The organism is Kitasatospora sp. NPDC048298 (assembly GCF_043201465.1).
Lineage (GTDB): Bacteria > Actinomycetota > Actinomycetes > Streptomycetales > Streptomycetaceae > Kitasatospora.
Window position 1 is genome coordinate 66,758 of sequence record NZ_JBICYZ010000030.1, and the last position, 26,000, is coordinate 92,757.

Annotated in this window: 24 protein-coding genes and 1 pseudogene; 13 read left to right on the forward strand and 12 right to left on the reverse strand. The window is 71.7% G+C overall.

Translation table 11 applies throughout. The features are described from left to right. Positions 1-6 precede the first annotated feature (6 nt). Entirely contained in the window at positions 7-444 is a 438-nt protein-coding gene (locus ACGF0D_RS22415; RefSeq protein WP_392918789.1) for an Lrp/AsnC family transcriptional regulator, read from the forward strand. 51 nt (positions 445-495) lie between these two features. Here ACGF0D_RS22415 and ACGF0D_RS22420 read toward each other — a convergent pair whose 3' ends face one another. Beyond that, the gene (locus ACGF0D_RS22420) at positions 496-765 is read right to left on the reverse strand and encodes a PhzF family phenazine biosynthesis protein (RefSeq protein ID WP_392918889.1); all 270 of its coding nucleotides are present in this window, start codon (positions 763-765) and stop codon (positions 496-498) included. 98 nt (positions 766-863) lie between these two features. Between ACGF0D_RS22420 and ACGF0D_RS22425 the strand changes: the two genes are divergently transcribed. Further along, the gene (locus ACGF0D_RS22425; protein WP_392918792.1) at positions 864-1,940 is read left to right on the forward strand and encodes an AAA family ATPase; all 1,077 of its coding nucleotides are present in this window, start codon (positions 864-866) and stop codon (positions 1,938-1,940) included. A gap of 162 nt (positions 1,941-2,102) precedes the next feature. On the opposite strand, the gene ACGF0D_RS22430 is transcribed toward ACGF0D_RS22425, so the two are convergent. Continuing rightward, the gene (locus ACGF0D_RS22430) at positions 2,103-3,008 is read right to left on the reverse strand and encodes an NAD(P)H-binding protein (protein ID WP_392918795.1); all 906 of its coding nucleotides are present in this window, start codon (positions 3,006-3,008) and stop codon (positions 2,103-2,105) included. 321 nt (positions 3,009-3,329) lie between these two features. Between ACGF0D_RS22430 and ACGF0D_RS22435 the strand changes: the two genes are divergently transcribed. Both ACGF0D_RS22435 and ACGF0D_RS22440 read left to right on the forward strand, forming a co-directional pair. Continuing rightward, a complete protein-coding gene (locus tag ACGF0D_RS22435; protein WP_392918798.1) occupies positions 3,330-4,097 on the forward strand; it encodes an SDR family NAD(P)-dependent oxidoreductase in 768 nt (255 codons plus the stop codon). Positions 4,098-4,279: 182 nt separating this feature from the next. After that, positions 4,280-4,855 (forward strand): isochorismatase family protein, encoded by a 576-nt coding sequence (locus ACGF0D_RS22440; protein ID WP_392918800.1) that lies wholly within the window; start codon positions 4,280-4,282, stop codon positions 4,853-4,855. A gap of 106 nt (positions 4,856-4,961) precedes the next feature. On the opposite strand, the gene ACGF0D_RS22445 is transcribed toward ACGF0D_RS22440, so the two are convergent. Together ACGF0D_RS22445 and ACGF0D_RS22450 are read right to left on the reverse strand one after the other, a co-directional pair. Continuing rightward, positions 4,962-5,369, reverse strand: coding sequence for a nuclear transport factor 2 family protein (locus ACGF0D_RS22445; protein WP_392918803.1), 408 nt, complete (start codon positions 5,367-5,369; stop codon positions 4,962-4,964). 83 nt (positions 5,370-5,452) lie between these two features. After that, positions 5,453-6,439: an LLM class flavin-dependent oxidoreductase gene (locus tag ACGF0D_RS22450; protein WP_392918806.1), complete on the reverse strand. Its 987-nt coding sequence runs from the start codon at positions 6,437-6,439 to the stop codon at positions 5,453-5,455. Positions 6,440-6,981: 542 nt separating this feature from the next. On the opposite strand from ACGF0D_RS22450, the gene ACGF0D_RS22455 reads away from it, so the two are divergent. The 3 genes from ACGF0D_RS22455 to ACGF0D_RS22465 all read left to right on the forward strand — a co-directional run bounded on the left by ACGF0D_RS22455 (position 6,982) and on the right by ACGF0D_RS22465 (position 8,681). Further along, the gene (locus tag ACGF0D_RS22455; RefSeq protein ID WP_392918809.1) at positions 6,982-7,740 is read left to right on the forward strand and encodes a hypothetical protein; all 759 of its coding nucleotides are present in this window, start codon (positions 6,982-6,984) and stop codon (positions 7,738-7,740) included. Next, positions 7,737-8,243: a DUF302 domain-containing protein gene (locus ACGF0D_RS22460; protein ID WP_392918811.1), complete on the forward strand. Its 507-nt coding sequence runs from the start codon at positions 7,737-7,739 to the stop codon at positions 8,241-8,243. Before ACGF0D_RS22455 ends, ACGF0D_RS22460 begins: the two co-directional genes overlap by 4 nt. A gap of 141 nt (positions 8,244-8,384) precedes the next feature. Further along, the gene (locus ACGF0D_RS22465) at positions 8,385-8,681 is read left to right on the forward strand and encodes a cytochrome P450 (protein WP_392918814.1); all 297 of its coding nucleotides are present in this window, start codon (positions 8,385-8,387) and stop codon (positions 8,679-8,681) included. A 111-nt stretch (positions 8,682-8,792) separates the two neighbouring features. Here the strand turns inward: ACGF0D_RS22465 and ACGF0D_RS22470 are convergent, their stop codons facing one another. Continuing rightward, positions 8,793-9,770 (reverse strand): Lrp/AsnC family transcriptional regulator, encoded by a 978-nt coding sequence (locus tag ACGF0D_RS22470; protein ID WP_392918817.1) that lies wholly within the window; start codon positions 9,768-9,770, stop codon positions 8,793-8,795. 120 nt (positions 9,771-9,890) lie between these two features. Between ACGF0D_RS22470 and ACGF0D_RS22475 the strand changes: the two genes are divergently transcribed. Next, complete coding sequence (locus ACGF0D_RS22475; RefSeq protein WP_392918820.1) at positions 9,891-11,336, forward strand: carboxylesterase/lipase family protein; 1,446 nt, start codon at positions 9,891-9,893, stop codon at positions 11,334-11,336. A gap of 22 nt (positions 11,337-11,358) precedes the next feature. On the opposite strand, the gene ACGF0D_RS22480 is transcribed toward ACGF0D_RS22475, so the two are convergent. Continuing rightward, positions 11,359-14,127: an AAA family ATPase gene (locus ACGF0D_RS22480; RefSeq protein ID WP_392918823.1), complete on the reverse strand. Its 2,769-nt coding sequence runs from the start codon at positions 14,125-14,127 to the stop codon at positions 11,359-11,361. Between the two features lie 168 nt (positions 14,128-14,295). Here ACGF0D_RS22480 and ACGF0D_RS22485 point away from each other — a divergent pair, with 168 nt between their 5' ends. After that, entirely contained in the window at positions 14,296-14,988 is a 693-nt protein-coding gene (locus ACGF0D_RS22485) for an alpha/beta fold hydrolase (protein ID WP_392918826.1), read from the forward strand. Positions 14,989-15,021: 33 nt separating this feature from the next. On the opposite strand, the gene ACGF0D_RS22490 is transcribed toward ACGF0D_RS22485, so the two are convergent. Then, positions 15,022-16,011: an alpha/beta fold hydrolase gene (locus ACGF0D_RS22490; RefSeq protein WP_392918828.1), complete on the reverse strand. Its 990-nt coding sequence runs from the start codon at positions 16,009-16,011 to the stop codon at positions 15,022-15,024. A gap of 741 nt (positions 16,012-16,752) precedes the next feature. On the opposite strand from ACGF0D_RS22490, the gene ACGF0D_RS22495 reads away from it, so the two are divergent. Further along, entirely contained in the window at positions 16,753-17,163 is a 411-nt protein-coding gene (locus tag ACGF0D_RS22495) for a nuclear transport factor 2 family protein (protein ID WP_392918831.1), read from the forward strand. A 27-nt stretch (positions 17,164-17,190) separates the two neighbouring features. Here the strand turns inward: ACGF0D_RS22495 and ACGF0D_RS22500 are convergent, their stop codons facing one another. After that, positions 17,191-18,963, reverse strand: a complete 1,773-nt coding sequence (locus ACGF0D_RS22500) for an RICIN domain-containing protein (protein ID WP_392918833.1) — start codon at positions 18,961-18,963, stop codon at positions 17,191-17,193. A 630-nt stretch (positions 18,964-19,593) separates the two neighbouring features. Beyond that, positions 19,594-20,112, reverse strand: coding sequence for a cupin domain-containing protein (locus tag ACGF0D_RS22505; protein ID WP_392918836.1), 519 nt, complete (start codon positions 20,110-20,112; stop codon positions 19,594-19,596). 126 nt (positions 20,113-20,238) lie between these two features. On the opposite strand from ACGF0D_RS22505, the gene ACGF0D_RS22510 reads away from it, so the two are divergent. Next, positions 20,239-20,835, forward strand: coding sequence for a TetR/AcrR family transcriptional regulator (locus ACGF0D_RS22510; RefSeq protein ID WP_392918839.1), 597 nt, complete (start codon positions 20,239-20,241; stop codon positions 20,833-20,835). Positions 20,836-20,942: 107 nt separating this feature from the next. Here ACGF0D_RS22510 and ACGF0D_RS22515 read toward each other — a convergent pair whose 3' ends face one another. The 3 genes and pseudogenes from ACGF0D_RS22515 to ACGF0D_RS22525 form a co-directional block, all read right to left on the reverse strand. Continuing rightward, on the reverse strand, positions 20,943-21,962 hold the full coding sequence (locus ACGF0D_RS22515) for an NAD(P)H-dependent flavin oxidoreductase (RefSeq protein WP_392918842.1): 1,020 nt from the start codon (positions 21,960-21,962) through the stop codon (positions 20,943-20,945). A gap of 866 nt (positions 21,963-22,828) precedes the next feature. Beyond that, positions 22,829-23,518, reverse strand: coding sequence for a type 1 glutamine amidotransferase domain-containing protein (locus ACGF0D_RS22520; protein ID WP_392918845.1), 690 nt, complete (start codon positions 23,516-23,518; stop codon positions 22,829-22,831). A 188-nt stretch (positions 23,519-23,706) separates the two neighbouring features. Then, a pseudogene (locus ACGF0D_RS22525) lies at positions 23,707-23,904 on the reverse strand (muconolactone Delta-isomerase family protein); the annotation flags it as partial. A 209-nt stretch (positions 23,905-24,113) separates the two neighbouring features. Between ACGF0D_RS22525 and ACGF0D_RS22530 the strand changes: the two are divergent. Then, positions 24,114-25,043: a LysR family transcriptional regulator gene (locus ACGF0D_RS22530; RefSeq protein ID WP_392918848.1), complete on the forward strand. Its 930-nt coding sequence runs from the start codon at positions 24,114-24,116 to the stop codon at positions 25,041-25,043. A 221-nt stretch (positions 25,044-25,264) separates the two neighbouring features. Further along, positions 25,265-25,978 carry an SDR family NAD(P)-dependent oxidoreductase gene (locus ACGF0D_RS22535; RefSeq protein WP_392918850.1) on the forward strand — a complete coding sequence of 238 codons (714 nt, stop codon included), beginning with the start codon at positions 25,265-25,267 and terminating at the stop codon, positions 25,976-25,978. Positions 25,979-26,000 lie beyond the last annotated feature (22 nt).

A 26,000-nucleotide genomic window follows, 5' to 3' on the forward strand; every position in this document is an offset into this window, starting at 1 on the left:
CTTCTCATGGATGAGATGGACCGGGCGATCCTGGCCGTGCTGGAGCGCGAGGGGCGGATCAGCAACAGCGAGCTGGCCGCGCGGGTGGGGTTGTCGCCGTCGCCGTGCCTGCGCCGGGTGCGGCAGTTGGAGGAGAGCGGGGCGATCCGCGGCTACCGGGCGGTGGTGGACCCCAAGACGGTGGGGCGGGGCCTGCGCGTGTTCGCGGGGGTGCGCCTGGTGCGGCACGCGCGCGCGGACGTGGCCGCGTTCGAGAAGGAGGTGATGAAGCTTGCCGAGGTGCGGGCGTGCCACCACATCACCGGCAGCTTCGACTACCTGCTGCACGTGGAGGTTGCCGACCTGGAGGCCTACGAGGACTTCCACGCCACCCAGCTGGCGTCCCTGCCGGCGGTGGCGACCGTCAACAGCTTCGTCATCATGAAGACCCTCGACAACACCTGACCGCCCACCAGGCCTGCCGGGAAGCGAGCCTCCGGCCGGCGGCGGGGGCTGTCAGGGGGTGACGGTACCGGTGATCAGGACGGTGCTCTCCCCTCCGATCCACACGGTGCCGTCGGTGTCGGCGGTGACGGCGATGCCGGCGTCCCGGCCCACCCGGGTGCCCTGGGAGACGCGGTAGGCGGCCGGGGTGGCGCCGGTTTCGGTCAGCCACTGGGCGACGGCGGCGTTCATGCTGCCGCAGGCCGGGTCCTCGGGGACACCGACGGCGGGGGCACGGCACGGGGACCACTGCAGTCGACGGTCAAACCGTGTCCTGCTCAGTGCCCGGGACCGTACTGAGCGTGGTTACGGTGAGGACCGGCGGGCGGTACCCTGTCGGGCCCGGGGGAGCGGGCAGGCCGACCCGAGGGGAACGAATAGTGGCGGACGACGAGCGGATTCCGGTCCTGGTCGGGCGGCAGCGGGAGACCGGGCTGCTGACCGCGGCACTGGTCCAGGCCGAGGAGGACGCGAGCGGTTCTACGGTGCTGCTGCGCGGCGAAGCCGGCGTCGGCAAGAGCACGCTGTTGGCCTGGGTGGAGCGCAAGGCGCGGGAGCGCGGGTTCACCGTCCTGCGCACGGTGGGGGCGGAGGCGGAAACGGACTTCGCGTTCGGAGCCCTCCATCAGGCCTTCTGGCCACTGCTCCAGCGGTCCGGGTCGCTGTCCGCCCATCAGCGCGACGCCCTGGAGAGCGCATTCGGTGTCCGGTCCGGCACCCCGAGCGGGTTCGCCGTCGGTGCCGCGGCTCTGGCGCTGCTGGAGGAGGCGGTGCGGACCGCGCCGGTGCTGCTGGTCCTGGACGACCTGCACTGGACCGATTCGTCGAGCGCCACCGTCTTCGCCTTCCTCCAGCGCCGTTGTGCGGACCTGCCGTTGGTGATCGTCGGTGCCAGCCGCCCGGACGGACCGGCCGCGCAGACCTGGTCGGCCGAAGCCGTCGAGGTCCGGGCCCTGCCCCGGGCGGACGCGTCCCTGCTGTTGGACACCTGTCACCCCGAACTCGCCGCGACCACCAGGGACCGGGTTCTGGCGGAGGCGGCCGGCAACCCCTTGGCCCTGGTGGAACTGCCCCGGCAGTTGGCGGCCGCCCAACGGCGAGGGCTCGCCCCGCTTCCGGAGCGCTTGCCGCTGGGGCGGAAGCTGGAACGGCTCTTCGCCGAGCGGCTGGGGGAGATGCCGCGAGAGGAGAGCCGCCTCCTTCTGCTGGGGGCCCTGGCCACGGGCGAGGAGTTCAGTAGCTGGCTGTGGCTGCGGGCGGTCGAGGACGAGACCATGGGGGAGACCCTGGAGCGGATCGAGGCGGACGGCCTGGCCGTTCTCGACCGATCAGCCCGATGCGCTCGGCGCCCTGCTCACGGCGGCGCCGGATCTCGCTCCGCAGCGCCTGGAGCGGAGCGGGGTGTCGCACGTTCAGCGGGTACCGGAAGACAGTCGCCGGTACGCCCAGTCCGGTGAGCCAGGCGACGATCGGCTCCGCCTCGTGCTCCGCGTGGGTCGCGTAGCCACCGCCGGGCAGCACGATCATGTGCGCCGTCAGGGTGCGCTCGCCGGCCACCTGGGACGCCCCAGCCTGAACGCTCATGGTGAACCTCCGTTCCGGTGGCGGGGGACACGGCTTCACCTGGCGAACCGGCTGGCGTTCTGCCGGATGAACTCGCCCACTCCGGTGGCGGGCCGCCCGGTGACCTGTTGGACGCCGTCGGCCTGGCGGTCGTAGCGGTTCTCGGCGTGGAGCCGGGCCATGGTGGAGATGTGCTGGAAGACGTGTTCCGGCAGCTCCAGCGGCTTGAGGTCGCGGTCGATCCACTCCTCCAACGGCACGTCGGCGTACTCGACCGGCCGACCGAGGGCCCCGGAGACCTCCGCGGCGATGGCCGGGCCGTCCTGGGAGCGCGGGCCGGTCAACTCGTAGATGCGGCCGAGGTGCGGGTCCGGCTCGGCCAGGATCTGCGCCACGACCGCGGCGACGTCCGCGGCGGCGACGGGGGAGGTCCGCGCCCGTCCGAGGGGCAGCCTGATGGTGCCGTCCTTCGTGATCGAGGAGAAACCGACTTGGAAGAGCGGGTTCTCCAGGAACACGGTGGGTCTGATCTCGACCACGGGCAGCCCGGACCAGGTGAGGACCTGTTCGACCAGCCACTGCTGCCGGTGCTGGTGCGACTCGCCCGCGTCGGTCAGGCCCAGCTCGGAGACGGTCAGCTGCGACATGTTCACGAACACCTCCAGCCTCTGCGTCTCCCGGGCGACGGCCGCCACGGTGACGGCGGCTTGCAGGTACTGGGCGGAGACGCCCATGCCGAAGTACACCCGCCCACAGCCCACCAGCGCCCCGACCACGTCGTCGACGCGGGTCAGGTCCCCGACGACGACCTCGGCGCCCGTCGCGCGCAGCGCCTCGGCCCGCTCGTCGTCACGGCGCACCATGGCGCGGACCGGGAGGCCTCGCTGCCGCAGGTCCTCGACCACGGACCGTCCGACCGCGCCCACGCGACCGGCGGCCCCGGTCACCAGAATCGGGTGCATGATGCCCTCCACAGGGTGTCCACGGCTGGAAACACTGGAAACAAGGGTGACCGACCGTGTGGCCACGGCGCGACCGGAGGAGTCCACCGTGGCCTTCCCGGGAGCAGTCCGGCGTCCCGGCCGCCGTGGGGCCATGAGGGGCGTTGAGTGCCGCCGTTCGACGGATGCGGCGGTTGGTCCGATGCGGCTGCCGTCCGGGCGGGACACCTTCCTTGCACGGGTACCGGGGGATGGCACCGTCCGAAGAGGAGCCCGGTGTCGTGCGGGTTCCGCACCGGTTGCCCGTCGTTCATCCGTGTGGTTGGAGAAAGGACCCCTGAGTTGTCTGCTCCTGTCGTCCTCATCACGGGCGCGCTCACCGGTATCGGTCGCGCCACCGCCGTCGCTTACGCCCGTCAAGGCGCGAACCTGGTGGTCTCCGGCCGCCATGAGGACGTGGGTGAGCAACTCGCCAGGGAACTGGCCGACCTCGGCGCCAAGGCCGAGTTCGTGCGGGCCGACGTCCGCTTCGACGCCGAGGTGGAGGAGCTTGTCGACCGCGCGGTCGCGCGGTTCGGGCGGCTCGACGTCGCCGTAAACAACGCCGGTACCGAGGGAACGCCCACACCGGTCACCGAGGTGACCGACGAGCGCTACCAGGGCATCTTCGACACCAACGTCAAGGGGGCGCTGTTCTGCCTGAAGCACGAGTTCCGGGTCATGACGGAACAGGGCGGCGGCAGCATCGTCAACGTCAGCTCCTGCTTCGGCCTGATGGGTTACCCCGAGGCGGCCCTGTACGTCGGCAGCAAGCACGCCGTCGCCGGCATCACCAAGGCCGCCGCACTCGAAGGCGCCCCTCGCGGTGTCCGCGTCAACGCGGTCGCGCCCGGCTTCACCCGGACCGGCATGTACGAGCGGTTCACCGGCGACGACGCGGTGCGTACCGCGGTCGATTCGGTGCTGCCCATGCACCGGGCAGGCACCCCGGAGGAGATCGCCGAGACCATCCGGTTCCTGGGCTCGGATGGGGCGAGCTATGTCTCCGGGCACGTCCTCCTCGTCGACGGCGCCCTCATGGCCGGCTGGCCCCTGTTCCCGAGCGAGTGAACCGGCGAGGCCGCTGACGGTTGTGCCGACCTCCGCGGAGGCCGGCACAACCGTCAGCGGCCCCGTGGTGGGGAGTCCCTTCACAGAGGCTCAGGGACGGGTGACGACCCGGCCGCGCACCTTCTTCTCCGCCATCGCGCGGTAGGCGTCCGGACTGTCCGATCACCCGCGAGAACGCGGCCGTGGTTCTGGTGGACCACCAGGTGGGCCTGCTGTCCGGGGTCCGGGACATCCCGCTCGGCGAGTTGAAGCACAACGTGGTGGCGCTGGCGCGGGCGGCGACCGTGTTGGGCATCCCGCTGGTGGTCACCACCACCGCGGCCGCCAGCATGTGGGGGCCGACCGTTCCCGAGCTGGTCGCGGCACTGCCCGCCGGCCAGGAGATCATCGACCGCAGCACGGTCAACGCCTGGCACGACGACCGGGTCCGCGAGGCCGTCCGGGCCACCGGCCGACAGAAGCTGATCTTCGCTGGGGTGTCGCTCGAGGTGTGCGCGGCGCTGCCCGCGATCTCCGCAACGGCTGCCGGCCACGACGCGTACGTCGCCGTGGACGCCTCCGGTACGTTCAGTCAGGCCAAGCGTGAGGCCGGACTGCTGCGCATGCAGCAGGCGGGCGTGATCGTCTCCGACTACGCCACCCTCATGGTCGAGGCTCTGGCCGACAACGCAGCCGCCGAGGCCGGAGACCTCTACGCCGCGCTCGACATGCCGTTCGCCGTGCTGGTCGGCCAGATCTCCGTGGCCTACCGCGCGTAGCGGCCCGCCGGCCGCCGCATCAACCACATGCCTGCCAGCTGGCGGCGGGGGAGCCGGGACTGCACCGACTACCCGTTGCCGGGGGGTGAAGGAGGCGTCTCGGCGGTCAGCCCGGGTCCTCGGGGAAGCGGTCGCCGAACATCGGCAGGCCGCTCAGGGACTGGTTCCGGGAAGCCTCCTCCTCGATCACGTCCCAGTGCTCCGCCAGGATGCCGTCTTCCATGCGGAGGAGGTCGGCGGCGATCCACGGTGCGGGTTGCCCGTGCCCCGAGAAACGCCCGTGCACCATGACCATGTTCCCCTCCGCCATGATCAGCCCGCACTCGTGCTTCAGCTCCGACGGGAGGCTCCTGACCAGCTCGAAGAGCCCGTCCCGGCCGGGCGCGATGTGGGCGCTGTGCTGGATGTAGCCGGGGGACCAGAACCGCTCGGCGGCGGCGTAGTCCCGCTGGTTGAACAGCGTGTCGAAAGCTTCCCCGACGATGGCCTTGTTCCTGTCCTCGACGGTGCTCACGGGGTAATCACCTTCTCTCTCGGGTCTGCGGAGACGAGTGCGAGCACCCGGAAGGGGCGAAGAACCACACCGGTCGTACCGCGTCACACCGTGGCGGCCACCTTCAGGAACGCCTTGAGTTCGGCGGGGATGTCGGGTCCGGTGGGCTGGTAGATCAGCTCGGTCACGCCTGCTTTGACGAGCTCGGCGAGGCGGGTCCGGAGCTGTTCTGGGGTGCCCGTGAACGTCGTACGGGGAACCGACTCCCAGCTGCCCGCGTCCCACGCGGCCCGATCCGCTTCGTTCAACCCCACCAGATGCTGTTCGTGAATGGCCAGGTGGCGCTGCTGCGGATCGGTGCGCTCGATCACGGCCAGCCACTGTTCGCCACCGGGCAGCTCGCGTACGTCAGCGCCGGCTTCGTGGAGGAAGTGGTACGCGAGCGCGTTCCCGGGGCCCGCGGCGGCCATGACGTGTGGAGAGTCCAACGCTTCACCCTCGGCCAGCACCGTGCCGTGAACGGTCAGTGCCGCCCACGGGAAATCCCGCGCGCCCGCCGTTTCCTCGTTGACGGAGAACAGCCCGTCCCCCAGCTCACGGGCGACCCCGAGCCCCTTGGGCCCGGTCGCCGAAACGGCGATCGGGATGCGGATCGGACGGTGGGGAGCATGCCCGGACGGGTGCATCATCCTGATGCGGGCGCCCTGCCACTCCACTGTCTCCCCGGCCAGCAGACCTCGGAACGCGGCGATGTACTCACGGAGGAACGCCCAGGTGGAAGGCTTGGTTCCCATGGCGCGTGCGCTGGTGAAACCGGACCCGAAAGCGACGGCGACCCGCCCTGGGGCAAGTGCGGCCAGACCCGCCGCTCCGGCGGCATTGACCATGGGGTGGCGCAGACTCGGCACCAGCACACCCGGCCCGAGCCCGATGCGCTCGGTGCGCTGCGCCGCGAGTGCCAGCAGCATCCACACGTCGGGACTCTGGTGCGGGGTGTCGTAGAGCCACGCACGTGCGTAGCCGAGGCGCTCGGCGGCAGCGATGTGGGCGGGTGCCTCCAAGGAGGAGGCGAATGCGCTGGAGATCTTCATGGTTCTCCTCTGCTGGACGTCATCGGCATCGGGTGCGAGCTGTCATCGCTGTCCGGGGACTGTGATCGGTGTGCCGTCAGCAGGGATCTTCTCGGACCGGCAGGCGCCCCTCACTCACATAGCCGGGTGAGAAGTCCATCATGCTGTGTCGTGGCTGGCTCCACGAAGGCGTCGAACGACAGAAGGCCTTCGTGGTGCCTCCCCTCGGACGCTGACGCCACCGAGCAACTCGCTGTGACCACGGAGGGCACCCAACGTCGCCTGGACGCCGGGCCGAGGTGACAGTGTGCCACGTCATCGCTACCCATAGCTAAACGAATTGGTGAGCCCTCCATCCTCCTGGTCGACGGCGGCTTCATGGGCGGGCGCGGGCCTGCTCGGTCCGCTGGGCACTTTGCTCGGCTCGCCCGTAGGGCGTGAGTTGGCCGGTTGAGCATGCCGATCCCAGCACCGAGCCGACTGTTTTTGCAGTGCCAACAGCTCGTCGGGCTCCAGTTGCACCCTGGCTGCGGGCCCCGCAGGCTGCTGGCATGGACAGGCCCATGAGTGACGAACTCCTCGATCTGGCCATCGCCACCGTCGGTGGTCGAGAGCTCTGGGACACCCTGCGCGGCCTGAAGGTCGACATCTCCATCGGCGGCCCGATCTGGGCGGTGAAGGGCTGGCCGCCGGAAAAGACCTTCGACCAGATCCTGACGCTCGACACGGTCAGGGAGCACATCGTGTTCAGCCCGTTCACCCGCCCCGACCGGCGGATGGTCTTCGACGCCACCGCCGACAGCGTCACCATGCAGACCCTCGACGGCGATCCGGTCGAGACCCTCGCCCCCGCGCGGGCCGGCTTCAAGGGAATGCTGCGCAGCAGCACCTGGGACGCCCTACACCTCGGCTACTTCCTGGGCTATGCGTGCTGGAACTACTTCACCACCCCGTTCCTCTTCACTCATCCGGGCGTGCGCGCCCGCGAGATCGAACCGTGGTGCGAGGCCGGGCAGACCTGGCGCCGCCTCCAGGTGCGCTTCCCACCCGAGATCGCCACGCACAGTCCCGACCAGGTGTTCTACTTCGATGCCTTCGGCAGGCAGCGGCGCATGGACTACGTCGCCGAAGTCAACGGCAGCACTCTGGTGGGCCACTACACCAGCCGCCACCGGAGCTTCGACGGGCTGCTCGTGGCGACGCGCCGGCGGGTCTTCCGCCGGAACCCCGACAACAGCGTCAATCTCAACCTGCCCTCCATCACGCTCGACATCCACGATGTCGAGCTCGTCCACTCCGACGACGAACAGGCACAGCCATGACCACGAACACCGCCGTCATCGACCACTCCGCCCGGCGGCTCGTCGTGGCGCTGCCCCGCCCGTACGACGAAGCGCGCGAGCACTACGAAGCCCTCGTCCCCGAGGTCGATGTCCACCGCTTCTTCCAGATGGCCTCCTGGCAGGCCACGCTCGAACTCGCCGAGATCAACGCCCCGCACGGGTTCATGCGTTACTACCGCAGCGACATCACCGCCGTCATGGCCGGCTCGCCGTCCTCCTGGAAGGCCACGCAGTACCTGATGGGCAACCACACGATCGCCGAGCGCATGTTCCGCCACGACCCGTCGGTCATGCTGCACGCACCGCTGCGGACCCTGCTGTACGCGGATCCCGACGGCGACACCAAACTCGCAGTCGACCAGCCCAGCCTGCTGTTCGCCAGCTACGGCGACCCGTGGATCGCCGAGGTCGGCCGCGAACTCGACGCCCTCATCGCCCAGTTGATCACCCTCCTCGGTGGCGACGCACCTCCCCAACTGTGACCCCCGGGCGCCCAGGAGTTCGGCCACGGCACCGACCTCGACACCACTCGTCTCCCGATCAGGGCTACTCGGGAGGCCGCCTCGATGCGGCGACCGGGAGGAACGGTTTGTGGGCCGGATAGCCGTCCCGGCATGCGATGAGTGGTCGGGACCGCCCTTCACCGATCCCCGCGCTTCTGCCCCGACCCCCTGCGCTTCGACCCCGACCGCCGGCGGCAGACTTGGGGCACCGCTTCGCGCAAGCTGTTCCTGCCGTTCGGTGCGGGCACGCACAAGTGCGTCCGCGAATCCTTCGCCCGGACCGAGATGCTCGTCATCACCGCCGCCGTCCTCGCTCGCAAGCGCCTCAGGCCGGCCGCGCCCGGCCCCGTTCGGGAGCGCGCCACCTCGGCCACGCTTCGCCCACGGGGCCCGCAGCTGATTGCCGACCCGCGTTGAGGGGCCGTTGCGGCTGCCTCTCGCAGGCTCACCGTGCGAAGTGCCGCGGCGCTGCTTAGCTCGTGCAGGTCCTTGCGGGAGCAGGCCTTTCCGGGAAGAGCGCGGTGGGCGTCAGCTCTCGGGTGGTCGGATGCGGCCGGTGCGTTTGACCGTGCTGAGGATCCGGGTCACCTCCAGGCCGCGGACGTCGTCGATCGAGCCGACGGTGCTGGTCAGGAAGGTGTAGAGCCCGCCGAGGTCTTCGGCGGCGACGGCCACCAGCAGGTTGGCCGCCCCGGTCGTCGCCGCGGTGAACCGTGCCTGCGGGTGGCGGCTCAACTGCTGTCCGACGGCTTCCAGGCGGCCGGGGCCGGTGGTGATCCACAGCAGCGCCTCGGCGTCGATGCCCAGCAGCCGCAGGTCCAGCTCGCACGCCAGTCGCACCGAGTGCCCGGAGATGAGCGCGTCCAAGCGGCGGCGCACCGTCGAGGCGGAGGTGCCCAGCCGGGCGGCCAGGTCGTCGTACGTGGTGCGGGCGTTGGCGGCCAGCAGGTCGACGAGGGCCTCGTCCAGGGGCTGGATCGCGGGTACGGGGGCGGGCTCGAGTCGGGTCGGGGTGAGGGCCGCGAACTGATCGGCCGTCAACAGGCCGGCGCTCCAGGAGAAACCGGCGGGAAAGACCTTCATCAGATCGTAGGCGTCCCAGGACCGGACGTCGGCGGTGGCGGGCAGATCGCGCAGCAGGAGCGCGGTACGGGCCTGCGCGCCGTCGAGGAACAGTACGCTGCAGATCTCGTCGCCGCCGCCCAGGACGTCGACCCACACGGTGTCCGGCCGCCGGGCCAGGCCCGCAGCGATCGCCCAGGTACGGCCGGGACGGCACCGGATCCGCAGCGCCATCGGGATCAGCCGCGGAAAACGGGCGGGATTGCGCACCGCGGTGGGCCGCAGCGTGCCGTCGTGCAGCAGCGGCGTCGCGCGGCGCACGACCGTGCGCTCGGAGAGGCCGAGTGCGTCGGCGACCGTCCGCCAGGACGCCCGCGGCGAGGCCATCAGCACTGCGGCGATCCGCCGCTCCGTCTCGTCCAGCTCAGCTCTCTGCTGTCCCACATTCGCCAGAATCCCATGGTTCATGGCGTACATCCCGCAGCGGTGCGGAAGTTCTGCTGGCTTTCCGCCAGGCAGCGATAGACCGGACTCGTCACCGATCCGATCCGGAAGGCGAAACCCATGAACCTGATCGACCGCCCCGTCGTGGCCACCGAGTCGGGCCGCGTGCGAGGCGCCTCCGTCGACGGCGTCGCCGCCTTCCGCGGCATCCCCTACGCGGCGTCGCCGGTGGGGGAGCGGCGCTTCGCGGCCCCCGCGCGGCACCCCGCCTGGTCGAGGGTGCGCGACGCCGCCCGCCCCGGCCCGTCCGTCCCGCAGAGCCCGTCCCGGCTGGAGGCGGTGATGGGACGGCGCACGCCCGACTGGGACGAGGACGGTTCGCTCACCCTCAACGTCTGGACCCCGCGCCCGTCGGGCGACGGCGCCCTGCCGGTGCTGCTGTGGTTCCACGGCGGCGGGTTCACCAGCGGATCCGGCGGCTGGGACTGGTACGACGGCCGCCACCTGGCCGCCGCCGGCGACATCGTCGTCGTCACCGCCAACTACCGCCTCGGACCGCTCGGTTACCTCCACCTGCCGGAGTTCGGCATCGACAACCTCGGCGTGCAGGACCAGACCGCCGCCCTCGCCTGGGTCCACCGCAACATCGCCCCCTTCGGCGGCGACCCCGACAACGTCACCGTCGGCGGCCAGTCCGCCGGCGCGTTCTCCGCCCTCTACCTCGCCCTGTCCCCGGCGACCGGCCCGCACATCACCCGCCTGATCACCCAGAGCGGCCCGTACGGCCTCGCCCCGCAGGACCCGGCCGAAGCCGCCGACCACACCCGCCGCTACCTCGACCTGCTCGGCATCGGCGGACCGGACCCCCGCACCGCCCTGCGCATCGTTCCTGTGAGCGAACTCCTCTCCGCCTACGGGCAGTTGGCGCAGGACGTGGCCCGCCCGGGCAACGTTGCCCCGCCGATGTACCCCGTTCTCGGCGCCTTCGGAATGCCGGCGCCCTGGCAACAGGCCGTGGCGGCCGGCCGATTGGGCGGCAAGCAGCTGCTGACCGGCACCACCAGGGACGAGATGACCGCGTTCTTCGCGTTCGACCCGCGGATCCGGGCCCTCGCGGCCGACGAGGCCCGCGCGATCGTGGCCGGCCAGGTCGCCGACGGCGGCGAGCGGTACGACCGCGCCGCCGCCCGACTGCCGCAGGCCGCGCCCGGCGACATCCTCACCGAGCTCGCCACCGACCTCGTCTTCCGCGACGGCACCGTCACTCTCGCCGACCACCACGCCACGGCCGGGAACCCCGCCTACGTCTACCGCTTCGACCGTGCCCCCGTCGACGACCCGGCCCGCCTCGGCGCCACGCACTGCGCCGAACTCCCCTTCCTCTTCGGCACCTTCGACGCCTACCCCGACAGCCCCATGCTCGGCGAGGCCACCGCGGCCGTCCGCGCCCTCGGCGCAGCCTTCTCCCGTGCGGTGGCGGGCTTCGTGGCCTCCGGCCGACCCGCCACCGACCGGTGGCACCCGTACGAACCCGGCCGCCCGGCGAGCATCCGGCACTTCGCCTGACGCAGGCCGCGTGCCGGGCCGCTCACAGCTGCTCCAGTGCCTCGCGCAGGAACGCCCGGGAGGTGACGCCCAGTTTCGGGAACGCCTGGTAGAGATGGGTGGAGACGGTGCGCGGGGACAGGAAGAGCCGTTCCGCGATCTGCTTGTTCGTCAGGCCCGCTGCGGCCAGCCGGACGATCTCCCACTGCTGCGGCGTCAGCGGCAGGCCGTTCGGCCGGAGCGGCGCGGAGTGCACCGGGCCGCCGCACGCGCGGAGTTCCGCGGCGGCCCGGGCCGCCCAAGGCGCGGCGCCGAGCCGTTCGAACGTCTCGGCGGCGGTGGCCAGATGGTGGCGGGCCCGGCTCCGGGCCCGGTCGCGGCGCAGGTGCTCGCCGAAGTAGAGGTGGATGCGGGCGTGGTCGAAGGGCCACCGCTCGGCTCCTTCCACGGCGAGCGCCCGGTCGAACTCCCGCACCGCCCCCGGCCCGCCCTCGGCTGCCAGTGCGCCGGCGGCCAGCAGCACCATGCGCAGACGCGCCGACACCGCGTCGAGCCCGGCCGCCCGGGCCGCCGCGACATGCGCAACTGCCTTGTCCCGGCGACCGGTTCGCGCCGCCGCCTCCACCGTGTCGAGGATTGCCCAGAGCGCGTGCCCGGTGAACGGGGCCAGCTCCCCGGCGGGTGAGACGGCGCACGCGTGCAGGTAGGCGTCCTCGAACTCGCCCTGCGACAGAGCGATCAGCGCTCTGGCATGGGCCGCGTAGCAGCGCACCGCGTTGGCGCGGCGGGAGCCCGCCCACTGGTCCATCCGGTCGGCGAGTGCACGTGCCGCCGCGAAGTCGCCGCAGGCAGCGGACACGCATGCCAGGACGAACTTTCCCGTCCAGGAACGCAGCGGGTAGTCGAACTCCTCACACAACTCCAGCCCGTGGCCGACCACATGACGCAGCTCCGACCACTGCCCGGTGAACCAGGCATGGCTGCCCCACAGGAACGAGGCCTGGATGGCCGGGAAGTGGTTCTCCCCGGCCGGCCCGCCGAGCGCGGTGCGCCGCAGCGGCTCGTCCATGGCGCCGAGACGATCCGCGTACGCGCAGGCGGTGCCGATTCGTACGATCAGGACCGGGTCCGAACTGCGGGGCAGTGCGGCGACGGCGGCGTCGAGCCGGGCCCAGTCGGACGGGCGGGCGCCGGCCGGGTCGGCGAAGGTGGCGCGGAGCAGGGCAAGTGTGTCGGGGACAGTGACGCACTTCGACAGTGCCTCGTCGAAGTCCGCCCAGAGTTCGGGCCGGCCGCCGTAGACGCACACCATCAGCAGGGTGTACAACGCCTCGACAAGGGTGAGGTCCGTCAAGTCGTACGGCGCGGGCTGCAGGGCGATTGCGCCGCACAGCAGGCGGTGGGCGGTGTCGACGTCCCCGTAGCTGTTGAGCAGGTACAGGGCTGCGGCCACCGCGGCGGCCGGCGAGTCCGCGTCCGGTGCGGCCCGGCGTGCGTCGTCCAGCAGGTGCGGCACGTCGCGCAGGTCGCCCGTGAGGTTCGCGCCGACGTACGCGGCTTTGGCGAGGCGACGCGCCCGCTCGGAGCCGGCCGGACTCAGATCGGCGGCCCGCACCAGCGCCGCCACCGCGCTCGGCCCGTCGCCCCGGATGGCGACGAGCGCGGCGGCCTCCTCCAGCAGCGCCGCGATCCGTTCGTCCGGGTCGACGGCGGCCCGCGCGAGGTGCCACGCCCGCTGCTCGGGAACCCCGGACCAGGCCGCGGCGAGGGCACGGTGCACGCCGCGCCGCTGGTCGCTGGTCGACAGCTCCACCACGGCCGAACGCATCAGCGAGTGGCGGAACCCCAGTCGGCCGGTCGCCTCGTCGACGGAGACCAACTGAACCCGCTCGGCCGGCGCCAGGTGCTTCAGGTCGCACCGCCCGGCCACCGCCCGGCGGATGACCTGCAGGTTGCCGCTGCCCTCCAAGGCGGCCACCAGCAGGAGATGACGGGTGATCGGCGGCAGGCCCTCAATGCGGGAGGCGAACGCCGACTGCAGACGCCGCGTCAGCGGAAGACGCGCCGGCAGGGCCCGGGCCGCAGTCCGCTGGGACTCCGTCAGGGCGGCGGGCAGCTCCAGCAGCGCCAGCGGATTGCCTTCGGCGTCGGCCATCAGCCGGCGACGCACCCGTGGGGCCAGCGCCGGGAAGTGCCGGGACAACAGCACCTCGGACGCCTCCTCGGCGAGCGGGCCCAGCGCGTGAACCGGGAGGCCGGCACCGTCGAAGAAGCTCGCCTCGCCCGCCCTGATCGCGCACACCAGTCCCGCGCCCGCGCCGGGCAGCCGACGCGCCACCCGCCCCAGCACCACGGCGCTCGCTGGGTCCAGCCAGTGCGCATCGTCGAGCACCAGCAGCGTCGGCACGTCCCGCGAAAGGTCCGTGATCAGCGACACCAACGCGTCGGCGACCGCTTCCTGACTCGGTACCGGGCCCCGCTCGAACCCGAGCGCGACGGCGAGCGCGGGGACGCCCGCCGCCTCCGACCGGACCCCGGGGGAGGACGCCACCAACTGGTGCAGCGAGCCATAGCCGACCTGAGCCCGATACTGCACGCCCACGGCTCGCAGGACCCGCATCCCGACACCCTCGGCTCCCTGGGCCAGCGCGTCCAGCAGCGCCGTCTTGCCGACCCCCGGCTCCCCGAGGACCAGCAGCGACCCGCCGATCCGCGGAACGTCGCTCAAGAACGCGTCCAAGCGCTCCAGATCGGTCTGCCGTCCGACCAGAGGGCCCTCCGCACCGCTGCCCGAGCGGTCGTGAATCGCCATGCCGCCAGTCATAGCGTCGGTGCGCCGCCGCCGTCAGCAGATGCGACGGATTCGGTCGGCGGGCCCGGTCGGGCAACTACGTCACATGACGGAAGCGGGGCGACCGGCACTGTTCCTACCGTGCTGCGCGAGGGCCGAACGGCGGGCCCGGGAGAGCTTGGAGGAACCATGAGCGACAACGCACCGCACGGGAACGTCGTCCTCGTCCACGGAGGGTTCGTGGACGGCTCCGGCTGGCAGGGCGTGTACGACGCGCTGAAGGACCGGGGCCACCGCGTGGTCGTCGTGCAGAACCCCACCTTCTCCCTGGAGGGCGACGTGGCCGTCACCCACCGGGTGATCGAGGGGATGCCAGGGCCGGTGACCCTGGTCGGCCACTCCTACGGCGGCGCGGTGATCACCGAGGCGGGCAGCCACCCGAGCGTGGCCTCGCTGGTGTACATCGCCGCGTTCGCCCCGGACAAGGGCGAATCGGTGGCCACCCTGATCGCCGACCCGCCGCCGGGAGCGCCGGTGCCCCCGATCCTGGCGCCCGACAACGGGTTCCTGTTCCTCGACCGCGAGAGGTTTCCGGAGTCCTTCGCCGGTGACCTGCCGCGCGCCCAGGCCGAGTTCATGGCCGACTCCCAGGTCCCATGGGGATTGGACGCCCTCAACGGCGCGATCTCGCTCGCGGCCTGGCGCACCAAGCCGTCCTGGTACCTCGTCGCCCAGGACGACCGCATGATCCCGCCGCCGGCTCAGCGCGCGATGGCCGAGCGGATCGGTGCCACCACCGTCGAGGTGCCCGGCAGCCACTCCGTGTACCTCTCCCGGGCGGCGGCCACGGCCGACCTGATCGAGCGGGCCGTCCGCGGCTGACCGTCGGTGAGCAGCTTCACGGCGGGTAGCCGGTCAGGGTCGGCCGAGGAAGTCGAGCAGCAGGGCGGTCGTCTCCGCCGGGCGTTCCTCGTAGATCCAGTGGCCGGAGTTCTGGACGGTCACGGCGGTGACGTCGGTGGCGTACTCCTGGGCCTGCTCGCCGACGGCCGGGCCGAGGCTGCCCGATGCGCCGATGGCGAGCACCGGCATCGGCAGTGGGGTGCGCCGGAACTCCGCGTCGTCCTGGATGTCCTGCGGGAACACCCGGAACCAGGCCAGGCTCGCCCGCAGATGCGCGGGGTCGCGCAGGTAGTGGGCGTACACCCGGATGTCCTCCGGGGTGACCGCGCCCTTCACGCCCTCGAACCCGCCGATGAAGCCGGCGGTCCAGGTGGTTTCCCGGCCGCGGATCATGTTCTCCGGCAAGCCGTCGGTCAGGTTGAAGAACCCGAAGTTCCACACCCCCGGCCCCTTCTTCGTCAGGGCGGGGAACTGGTAGATGCCGTCGTCCGGGATCGGGGCCTCGCTGAGTACTAACTTCCTTACGGTGGAGGAGAATTGCGCGGCGTAGGAGTAGGCGACCATGGTGCCGATGTCGTGGCCGACGATCCGTACGTCCTGGTCCTTGCCGAGCGAGGCCAGCAGCGTGTGGATCTTGGCGGCCATCGTCTTCTTGTCGTAGCCGGACGGCGGGGCGTCGCTCTGCCCTGCCCCGGGCAGGTCGGGCGCGACGACGGTGTAGTGCTCGGCGAGGGCCGGCATGATGCCGTGCCACTCGTACCAGGTCTGCGGGTAGCCGTGCAGCAGCACCAGGGTCGGCCCGTGGCCGCCGATGACGTAGTGCAGGCCGATGTCGCCGGCGACGGCCCGGTGTTCGCTGAAGCCTGCGGGGAGCCGCTCGCCGGCGGACGGGGTGGGGGCAGCGCCGGCGGTGATCGTGGTCGCGCCCAGCGCGACGGTCAGTGCCAGGGCCGCGCCGACCAGGCGACGGCGGCTGCGGGTTCCGGACTGGGAGGGTTTCATACGGCACTCCAAGGTCGGTGCTGGGCAACGAGTGAGGGGGCCGGCGGCCCCTGGCGGGCCGGGCAGGTCATGGCCGCGAGCCCGTTCTCGGAAGGGAATCGAGGGGGCGGTGCGGGCGGGGTGGACCGGTCTTCGGCGGCGGCGCTGAACGGGTTGAGGTGCCCGGCGTCGTTCCGAAGCGATTCGACCACGGCGACGGCGTTCTTGAGCGCCACCACCCCGGCCTCGGAAAGGATGCCGGTGCTTGGCGATCACTGGTACGGCGGCCTGCGCCGGCACCGTGTCGGCGTAGGTCCGAAGGTAGCCCAGGCGTTGCCCTTCGGGTCGTCATTCGCCAAGTCCGGTACGGGGCCCGGCTTCACCACGTCCTCGCCCACGACCGACGAGGTACCTGCCCGGCCGGCGGGCGGAGCGCGTGGACGAGGTGCGTGACCTGGGCCGGCCGTTCGCCCGGCGGGTCCGGGCGTGGTGGCTGGGCCTCGTGCCGACCGGGCCGGTGCGGCCGACGGCTGCGAGCCGGTGCCGGGCGCACTCGATCGCCGACAGCGCGGAGCGCGCTACGACGCACGCCGGGGTGCGCGGGTGTGGTGCGGCCTACGGCCCAGGGGCCGAGGCTCTGCGGTGACGTGCCGTCGGTGACGCGCCCGCCTCAATGTCCGCGCCAGCTCCCCAGGACCTGTGCCATCGTGACCGGGGCAGGCGTCGTAGTGCACCCGTGGCATCCGGAAAGGAACCAGTGCCATGAACGAGGCGGCAGCACAGCCGAACGGCCGGACCCGACTGGCCTACATCCTCGGCGTTCCCCTCGCCGAGGACGTCCAACGCCAGTGGCCGCAGCTGGGCGAGGTGGTGCGCACCAGAGAGCTCGTCGGCGAAGTCGAGGGAAACTTCCCCGAGCTGACCCTCGCCGTAGGCCGCCGCCTCCACCTGAACGATGAAGTGATCGTGGTTGAATGGACCTGCGACTACGGCGACGGTCGGCTCTACCGCAACGTCAGCATCGCTGAGCTGCGGGACGGCGAGGCGGTCCGCGTCACCGACTACTGGGGCGAGCCGACCACCACCCCGCAGTGGCGCCTGCCACTGACGGAGCGGCTGGACATGCCCGCAGACGGCATCTGGCCCGACGGACAGCATCTCGAGCACCACTGATCCGGGTGCCCGGGCTGGGGGGCGCGGTCAGCTCAGGAAGGTCCAGAGCTGGTTCGTGCCGCCGGTGTCCGGGTAGACGCCGACCCAGCGGTCGTCGCCGGTCAGGTTGCGCAGCACGTCCAGGTCCCACCCGTAGTAGGTGTTCACCAGGTGCACGCTCCCGTTGGGGCCGGTCGTGAACGTCCAGTTCTGGGTGGGCTGGCCCGCGCAGTCGTACTGGTCGGTCCAGTCGCCCGCGCGCGCTTGGAGGCCGTCGTGGACGTCCAGGCACTTGCCCGACTTCTCGTTGACGATGGTGAAGGTGCCGGGGCCGCTGGAGTCGAGGTGCCAGTACTGGTCGGATCCGCCGTTGTTGCTCTGGGTGACCACGTGGGCGGTGTTGTCCAGCGAGGCGTTCTCGACGTCGAGCAGCCGGCTGTCGTTGCTGACGCTGGCGATGGCGGAGGACTGCCTGGTGGTGAGCTCCCACTGCTGGGTGTCCTGGGGGCCGCAGGGGGAGATGGCGGCTGCCCCTGCATTGTTGTGGGCGCCGAGGACGTCGAGGCAGCTGTTGGTGTGGTAGCCGTTCACGAGGACGCCGGTGGCCGAGTCGTTGGGGCCGGGGTGGAAGTACCAGGCCTGGGTCGTCTGGCCCGAGCAGGTGTTCTGGACGACCAGGTCCCGCTGGTTGGCGGTGCCGTTGCGGACGTCCATGCACTTGCCGGTCTTCTCGTTGACCAGGATGAAGGCCGGCAGGCCAAGGAAGGGCTGCGGGCGCCAGGTCTGTTCGGGGCCGGCGTCGGGGACCGCGGCCTGGCCGCCGGTGCGGGCGGAGGGGGGATCGGTGACCAGGGTCGTCCCGTCGGCGGTGGAGTCGCCCGGGACGGCCAGGCGGTTCTCGTCGTCGCCGAGGCTGCGCAGCTCGACCGCCTCGGCGCCGGCGCGCAGCGCGAGGGGCAGTAGGCCGACGGGGGTGTGGTCGCTGCTCATCGCGTTCAGCCGCTCCCCCTCGTACAGTGCGCCGGCGGCCAGCGGGCGGCCGGTGAAGAAGTAGTCCGCTTCGGCGAGGTTGCCGGTGTAGAAGCCGACGGTGTAGCGGCCGCTGCGGTACTGCACGGCTCCGGCGGGCGCCGTGACCGGCAGTTCGTCGGGGTCGCGGTTCCAGTCGCCCATGGCGAGCCAGTTGGCGTTGGGCGAGGCGGCCGCGATGGCGCCCAGGGTGGACTCCGCGTTGTTCGCCTGGCCGCCGTTGGAGTCCGCGTGCGCCGTCCAGTACGACGCGTTGTTGATCCGGATCCCGAAGGCGGGACGCGACCCGGCGTTGGGGGCGTACAGGACCTGGTTGGTGTACCACGGCGTGACGATGGCCAGGTTGACCCGGTTCCCGCCGAAGTCGGTCCGCAGGTAGTAGATGTAGAAGACCTCCTGGCGGCTCTGGGTGTTCACGTTCCACTGGTAGACCTGGACCGGCTGCTGGCCGGGCGCGGTCGGGATCGTCCCGAGGTACGACCCCGGCACCGCCTGCGCCGGGCCGGCCTCCTGGATCGCGATCATGTTGTAGTTCAGATCGATGAGCTGCGGCAGATCCTTCGCCCACTTGTCGGCGTCGTCGCCGCTTCCCGCCCCCTGCAGGTTGTAGGTGACGGCCTGGACGTCCTCCAGGTTGTTCGGCGGCGGGGGCTGCGCCGCCGCCGGCCCGGCCGCCGCGAACACCAGCCCGGCGATGGTCAGGACCATCGCCACGACGCCCGCGAGGAGTTGCAGCGGCCTCGCCGCACCGCCCTTCCGGTGGGGACGGCTCCGACCGGTGGATGACCGCATCGTGTCCTCCGTTCGGTGGGGCCACCGCATCGCGGCCCGACAGGGCGCATCGTTTCCCGACCGATCGCGCGCCACACCGACGTATACGAATCTTCGGGTGATGGCTGTGGCGTCATGGAGCCGGATCGGTCCCTCGCGGCGCGATGGGCTGGTTCGGGCAATGGGTGGATCGCTCACTCCAACTGGGCGGCTGATGTGGAGAATTGGCTAAGGTTCGCCTCGGCGTTGCGAAGCAGGCCAGGGTGGGACGGGGCGGCCGACGGCTCTGTGGCCGGGCCGTTGTCGCCCCTCTCGCTTCACGCACCTCTGGGAGCTTGAGCGGCCTCTCGCGCCGTCTCATGGGAACCGCGCGCCCCCCTTCCGGGCTGTCGCGGGGCGACGTGCACCGGCCTGACCCTCGACACCCCCCACCTCACCCTGGCAGGCCGAAGTCAGTAACTCGGACGTCGTCGGACATCGTCAGAAGCTGGGTGCGGGCCGGGAAGCCGATGCGCAGGAGGCCGGTGGCGAGCGCCGCGGCAAGGGCGAGCAGGCCGGACAGTGCGATGCTGGCTCCGACGCCGCCGGAGGCTCAGCCGGGCAGGTGGGCCGGGTGCTCCCGTACGTGGCCGAGGAGGGAACTCTCCGCGATCACGAGCTGGGGTCGGGGAGGATCTCGGTGCCGTAGCGCTCCATCAGCTCCGTCGGGGGCGCCGCGATGCTGAGCTCCCGGATGGGCGGGGCCGTCCCGGGCCGGGCCGGGGTGGCGTCGGCGAGGAGGAGTTCCTCGATGCCGCCGGGGGTGAAGAAGAAGACCATCTTGGCGGCGTGGTAGCCGCGGTTGCGGAAGCGGTGCCGGGTGCCGCGCGGGACGAAGAAGAAGCCGCCGGGGCCGGCGGTCACGGTCTGGTCGCCGTTGAGGAACTCCAGTTCCCCGGAGATCACGTAGAACGCCTCGTCGTGGTCGTTGTGGACGTGCGGTGCCGGTCCGCCCTCGGGCGGGACGGTCGCCTCCAGGAAGGTCAGCGCCCCGTTGGTCTCCTGGCCGCCGACCTTGAGGGTGTAGGTGTCTGCGTAGACCCAGGCGGTCTCCCCTTCTCCGCTGGGCACGTAGACCGCGTTGCGCCTGGTGTACCGGGGGTCCGTCGCGTGGGGATCGATCAGGCTCATGGCTCTCCTCGTTGCCGAGCGGAGTATCCTAACGATCGTTAGTAAACTATTCCGCCGCCTCGGGGACGTGTCAACAGCGCGGCGCCGTCGCTAGGCTGCGGGCGGGAGAAAGGCGGGAAGAGGCTCATGCCGGGTGGTCGACCTCGCAGTTACGACCCCGAGCGCGCGCTGGACGCGGCCATGACGGCCTTCTGGACCCGGGGCTACGAGGGCACCGCCATGTCCGACCTCACGGCGGCCATGGGCATGAGCGCCCCCAGCATCTACGCGGCGTTCGGGGACAAGGAGGCCCTGTTCCGGAAGGTCGTCGAGCATTACATGGCGGGCCCCGGGTCCTACCTGGGAACCGCCCTCGGACAGCCGACCGCCGCAGTGCTGGCCCAAACGTTCCTGCACTCCGCCGTGGAGGCCGTCGCCGGCGACCGCACCCCGCACGGCTGCCTGGTTGTGCAGAGCGCGCTCGCCGTGAACCCCCGTTCGGCCGAGGTGCGAGACTACCTCACCGGGCTCCGGGAGGCCGGGGTGACGAACCTGGCCGAGCGGCTCCGGGGCTTCTCCGGCAGCGACGGCCTGCCGCCCGGCGCCGATGCCACGGCCCTCGCCCGGCTGTTGGTCGCGATCGCCCAGGGGCTCGCCGTCCAGGCCGCCTCGGGCGTGCCGCGCGAGGCGCTGCACACCGTCGCCGACCAGATGATGACCTGCTGGCCGCGCCGCACGAGCTGAACCGGGGCCGCACCCCGACGAAGCGGAGCGCGGCCCCCGGCGCAGGGTCTGTTGCGAAAGTAGAGCAGCTGCTCGACGGCCGGCCGTTCGTGACGGGGCTGCTGCACTCACCGGCCCCGGCGGGACGAGAGGACGCGGCCGGCCTGTTCCATCATTTCTCCGACGATCTCTCCGGCGGGCCGGATGTCGTGGACGAGGCCGACGCCCTGCCCCATCAGCCAGGGCATCTCCTCCCAGTCCGCCTCGGTCGAGGGCCCGGGCGGGAACGGGTTGAACTTGCGCAGCACGGTCCGCTCGCCCTGGAAGTCCGTGGTGCCGATCTGTTCGAGCCCGGCACGGTCGGTCGGCACCTCGGCCGGCCGGTCGTTCCACTGGGCGACCACACGGTCGCGCTGGACCCGCATCGGGTTGAAGTCGGGCCACTCCGGGCCGAAGATCCGGCTGAGTACCGTGTCCTCGCCCGCCGAGGAGACCAGCCGGCGGTGGTGCTCGGCGTGGACCTGTGCCTCGCGGGAGGCGACCAGGCGAGTGCCCACCCAAACGCCGTCGGCGCCCAGGCACAGCGCCGCGGCGACCTGGCGTCCGTCGGTGATGCCGCCCGCGGCGAGGACGAGCGCGCGCTCCCCGACGGCGTCCACCACGGCGGGGACGCCGACCATCGTGGGCAGTCCGCCGTAGTTGTGCCCGCCGGCCTCCCAGCCCTGGGCGACGACCACCTCCACGCCGTCGTCGACGGCGCGCCGTGCCGCGTCGGCGGAGCCCACTTGCTCCCACACCGAGATCCCGGCGTCGCGCAGCCGCCGGAGCTGGTCCGCCGGCGGATGCCCCCAGTGGAAGGAGACGATCGGCACCTGCTCCTCGACGCAAACCCGCACCGCGTCGCTGTTGTCGAAGTACGTGATCAGGTTGATGTGGAACGGGGCCCCGCCCACGCGGTCCCGGATCTCGCAGATGGTCCGCCGGAGCGTCTCCAGCGGCAGCAATGCGGCCCCCACCCCGCCGATGCCCCCTGCCCCGGAGACGGCCACCGCGAGATCCGCGGTGCCACCCGCGAAGGCCATCCCGGCGCAGACGAACGGGTGCTGGACTGCGAACCTCTCGGTAAGCCTGGTGGATAGCATGCTCATATCGGCTTCCTTCCGATCGCCTTCCGAGGCCTCGGGCCGGGCCGACCGTGGATCCGGCAGGTGACGCGGGTACCGGTCGGCGGGGCACCGGGAAGGCCAAAGCGCTGAGCCTCCGTCACCTCGGTCTGAACGCCGTGGCTGGCGGCCCATGCCGTGGCTGCCCACAGGATGCCAGAACGGAGCGCCGGGCCGACGCAGAAACAGGCAGGCGGCACTCCGGGCGGTGAAGTCGCGCGATCCGCCGGCCGGTCAGCGCTGGTCGACGATGACGGAGACGCCCCAGCCGATCGCCGCGAGTACCAGTGCGAAGACGCGAAGACCAGCCCGGCCAGAGCGCGGCGGGTCGGACTGGAGGGCGGTCCGGAGGCCGGGCCGAGGGGGTTGAGCAGCCACAGGGCGCAGACGAACAGCGCGGGCAGCCCGGTGCTGGTGGGCAGGCCCATGGCAATGATCTCCGCGAGGGCGCCCAGGTCGACGCGGCAAGCAGCGCCGCATGCCGCATGCCGCCACCGGTACGGCCGGACCGGCCTGGCACTGTGTCACCTTCGGGCGGGATCCTGCGGCGAACGGGCGGAGTGTCGGAAGGCTCCGGCGGACGTCCCTTGATGTTCCGCGACCACGCCGAGCGGAGCGGCTCCGGGACGGCTGCCGTGTGACAGGCGACTACACGGGGGTGTCCAGCTACAACTGCGCTCAGCGGTCGTCGGACGGCATGCGGAACCTGTGATGGAGGTATCACGTTTCCCCGGCGGGGCACCAGCGCTGCTTGTCATCGAGTGCCGCCCTGGTGGCTTCCGTCACCTCCACCCGCGCGGACCGCGGCAATGTTGGCACCATCCACAGGGTGGTTGGGAGTCCGCAGGCTACTACAGAACCTTGAGTAGCCGCTGCGCCAAGGCCGCGGCAGAAGCCGGGTTCTGACCTGTGTACAGATTGCGGTCGACCACCGTGTACGGCTTCCACATCTCGCCGTGCTCGAACTTGACCCCGAGCTCCTTCAGTTCGTCCTCCAGTAGCCAGCGGGCCTTGGAGGCCAGGCCGACGGCGTACTCCTCGTCGTTGGTGAAGGCCGTGACCCGGTAGCCGGCAAAGGGAGAGACCCCGCGCACCCTGGTGGCCAGCATCGCGGCGGGGGCGTGGCAGACCACTGCGAGCGGCTTGTCCGAGGCGAGCGCCGCGGTCAGCAGGCGGCCCGCGTCGGCGTCGAGCGACAGGTCCTCCATGGGGCCGTGGCCGCCGGGGAAGTAGACGGCGTCGTAGTCCTCCAGGCGGGCGTCGGACAGCTGGATCGGCCGTCGGATCTCCTCCGCGGAACGGATGATGCCCTCCAGGTCCAGGGCGACCTGGGCACTGCCCGCCATGTCGGGGCGCAGGCTCATCATGTCGACGCTCGGGACTACGCCGTTGGGCGTGGCCACCACGACCTGGTGGCCGGCTTCCGTGAGCGCCTTGTACGGGGCCGTGAACTCCTCGGCCCAGTAGCCGGTGGCGTGCCGGGTGCCGTCCTTGAGGGTCCAGTAGGGGGATCCGGTCAGCACGAAGAGCAGTTTCGCCATCGTTGATCACTCCTGCGCGCAGGTTCGCAGCCCGCGTCCGTTTCGCGCAGCCGCTGCTTCCTTGCCACGATCCCGCACGGAGAGGTCGCTTGCACCCGTTCGGCCAGGCGCTGTGCGTGCGGCGGCGACCGCCGGCCCTGCCGCCGCGCAGGCCGGATCCAGGCGGAACCGGCCTGCCGGCCCCTCCGTCAGGCGGTCGTACCCGGGCCGTTCGGGTGTGGCTTCAACGGGGTGACGGCGGCGGTCATCCACGGCCACATCGGCAGGGTGCCCAGCACCTCCGTCCGCAGCCGGGCCACGTCCTCGGCCCGCCAGACGCCGATGCTGCGCTTCTCGCCGACCGACCGCCATAGCCTGAAGAGCCGTCCGGCGGAGGCGAGTTCGCGGGCGCGTTCGCGCTCCGCGAGGCGCCGCTGGTCGACTTCCTCGGCGGGGACGTCCGGGGGCGACGGTGGTGATCTCGACCAGGAATCTCTGCATGGAGCTGCTCCTTCGCTCGGATGGCGGCGGCCGGTCGCCCGATCGCCCGGGGCGGGGCGGACGCCAGGACGGGCATCCTCCGGTCTGGGAGTCGCAGGCTCCCACGAGTCGTACCATGTGGGCCGTGGAACTGCGCCAACTGCGGTACTTCGTCGCGGTCGCCGAGGAGCTGAACTTCGGGCGGGCCGCGGCCCGGCTGCTGATCGCCGGCCCCTCGTTGTCCCAGCAGATCAAGTCGCTGGAGCGTGACCTCGGAGTGGTGCTGTTCGACCGGGACCGCCGTTCGGTGGCATTGACCCCGGCCGGCACCGCATTGCTGCCGCACGCGCGGGCACTCCTGGACCGGGCCGACGACCTGCGCCGACGGGCGGGCCGCCTGTCCTCCGCGCAGCCCGTGCGGGTCGGGTACGTCAACTGGTGGCCGCCGGATTTCTCCGCGCGGACGTCGGCGGTGGCCACCGTGCACGTGGACGCGTGGGTGGCGCCCTCGCACACCCAGGCCGCCCGGGTGGCCGACGGCAGCCTCGACCTCGCCGTGTGCTGGGTGCCCGACGCCGACTTGGAACGGCTCGGCCTGGTCGCCCGCAGGATCGGCGCGGACCGCCTGTACGCGGTCTCCGCCGGGAGCACCGTCGAGCCGGTAAGGGCCCGGGACGTGGTGGTTCTGCTGGACGAGGACGTCATCTCGTGGGCGTCCTGGAACGTGTACGCGGAGGAGCTGGTCCGCGCCACGGGCGCCCCGGTGGAGCGGATCTCCGACAGCGGGGTGACCGGCCCGGCGTTCTTCGACCACGTCCGTCGACTCGGTCGGCCCGTTCTCAACTCGCCGAAGGGCCAGACCGCCGCGCTGCCCCCGGACCTGGGGCGTCGCCCGATCGCCTCGCCCGAGGTGCACTGGCTGTGGCTGCTGGTACGGCGCGCCGACGAGACCCGGGCTGCCGTGCTGGCGGTGGTCGACGCCCTCGGCGACGGGGCGGGCGGGCTCGGACTGCCCCGTCCGGACGCCTGGCTGCCCGGTGGCGATCCGGGCCCCGTCCGGTCCTGAGGCGCTGACCTGGGCTGGGAGGCGCGGCCTTCCAGCAGGGAGGGGACCGGTCCCGGCTGGAGGGCGGTTCGGCGTTGCCGGCCGTGTGGCGCGCGGCCTACCTTCGAGATGTCGGCAGGAGCCGGCGGCCGGGAACCGGAACGGGGCCCGTCCGCAACCGGTGACGCCGCCGTCCCACACCCACCCGACCGCGCAGGTGCCGGTCCCCCCGGAGGTATGTCATGTCCATTTCTGATCAGAAGGTCGCCGTCGTCACCGGAGCCTCCCAGGGCATCGGCGCCGCCCTCGTCGACGCCTACCGCAAGCTCGGCCACGCCGTCGTCGCCACCTCGCGCACCATCGCGCCGTCCGAGGACGCGGGCATCCTCACCGTCCCCGGCGACATCGCCGACCCGGCCACCGCCGAACGCCTGGTCGCCGCCGCCGTCGAACGCTTCGGGCGGATCGACACCCTCGTCAACAACGCCGGCCTGTTCGTCGCCAAGCCCTTCACCGACTACACCGCCGCCGACTACGCCGTCGTCACCGGCGTCAACCTGACCGGCTTCTTCCGCCTCACCCAGCTCGCCGTCGGCCAGATGCTCGGCCAGGGCGGCGGACACGTCGTCAACATCACCACCAGCCTCGTCGACAACGCCGACGCCCGCGTCCCGTCCGTGCTCGCCTCGCTCACCAAGGGCGGGCTGCAGTCCGCCACCAAGTCCCTCGCCATCGAGTACGCGACCCGCGGCATCCGGGTGAACGCGGTCTCCCCGGGCACCGTCCGCACCCCCATGCACGCGCCCGAGACCCACGAGTACCTGGCCGCCCTCCAGCCCGTCGGGCGCCTCGGAGAGATCGTCGACATCGTCGACGCCGTGCTCTATCTGGAGAACGCTTCCTTCGTCACCGGCGAGATCCTGCACGTCGACGGCGGCGTCAGCGCCGGCCACTGAAACCCCGCCACCATCCCAGGAG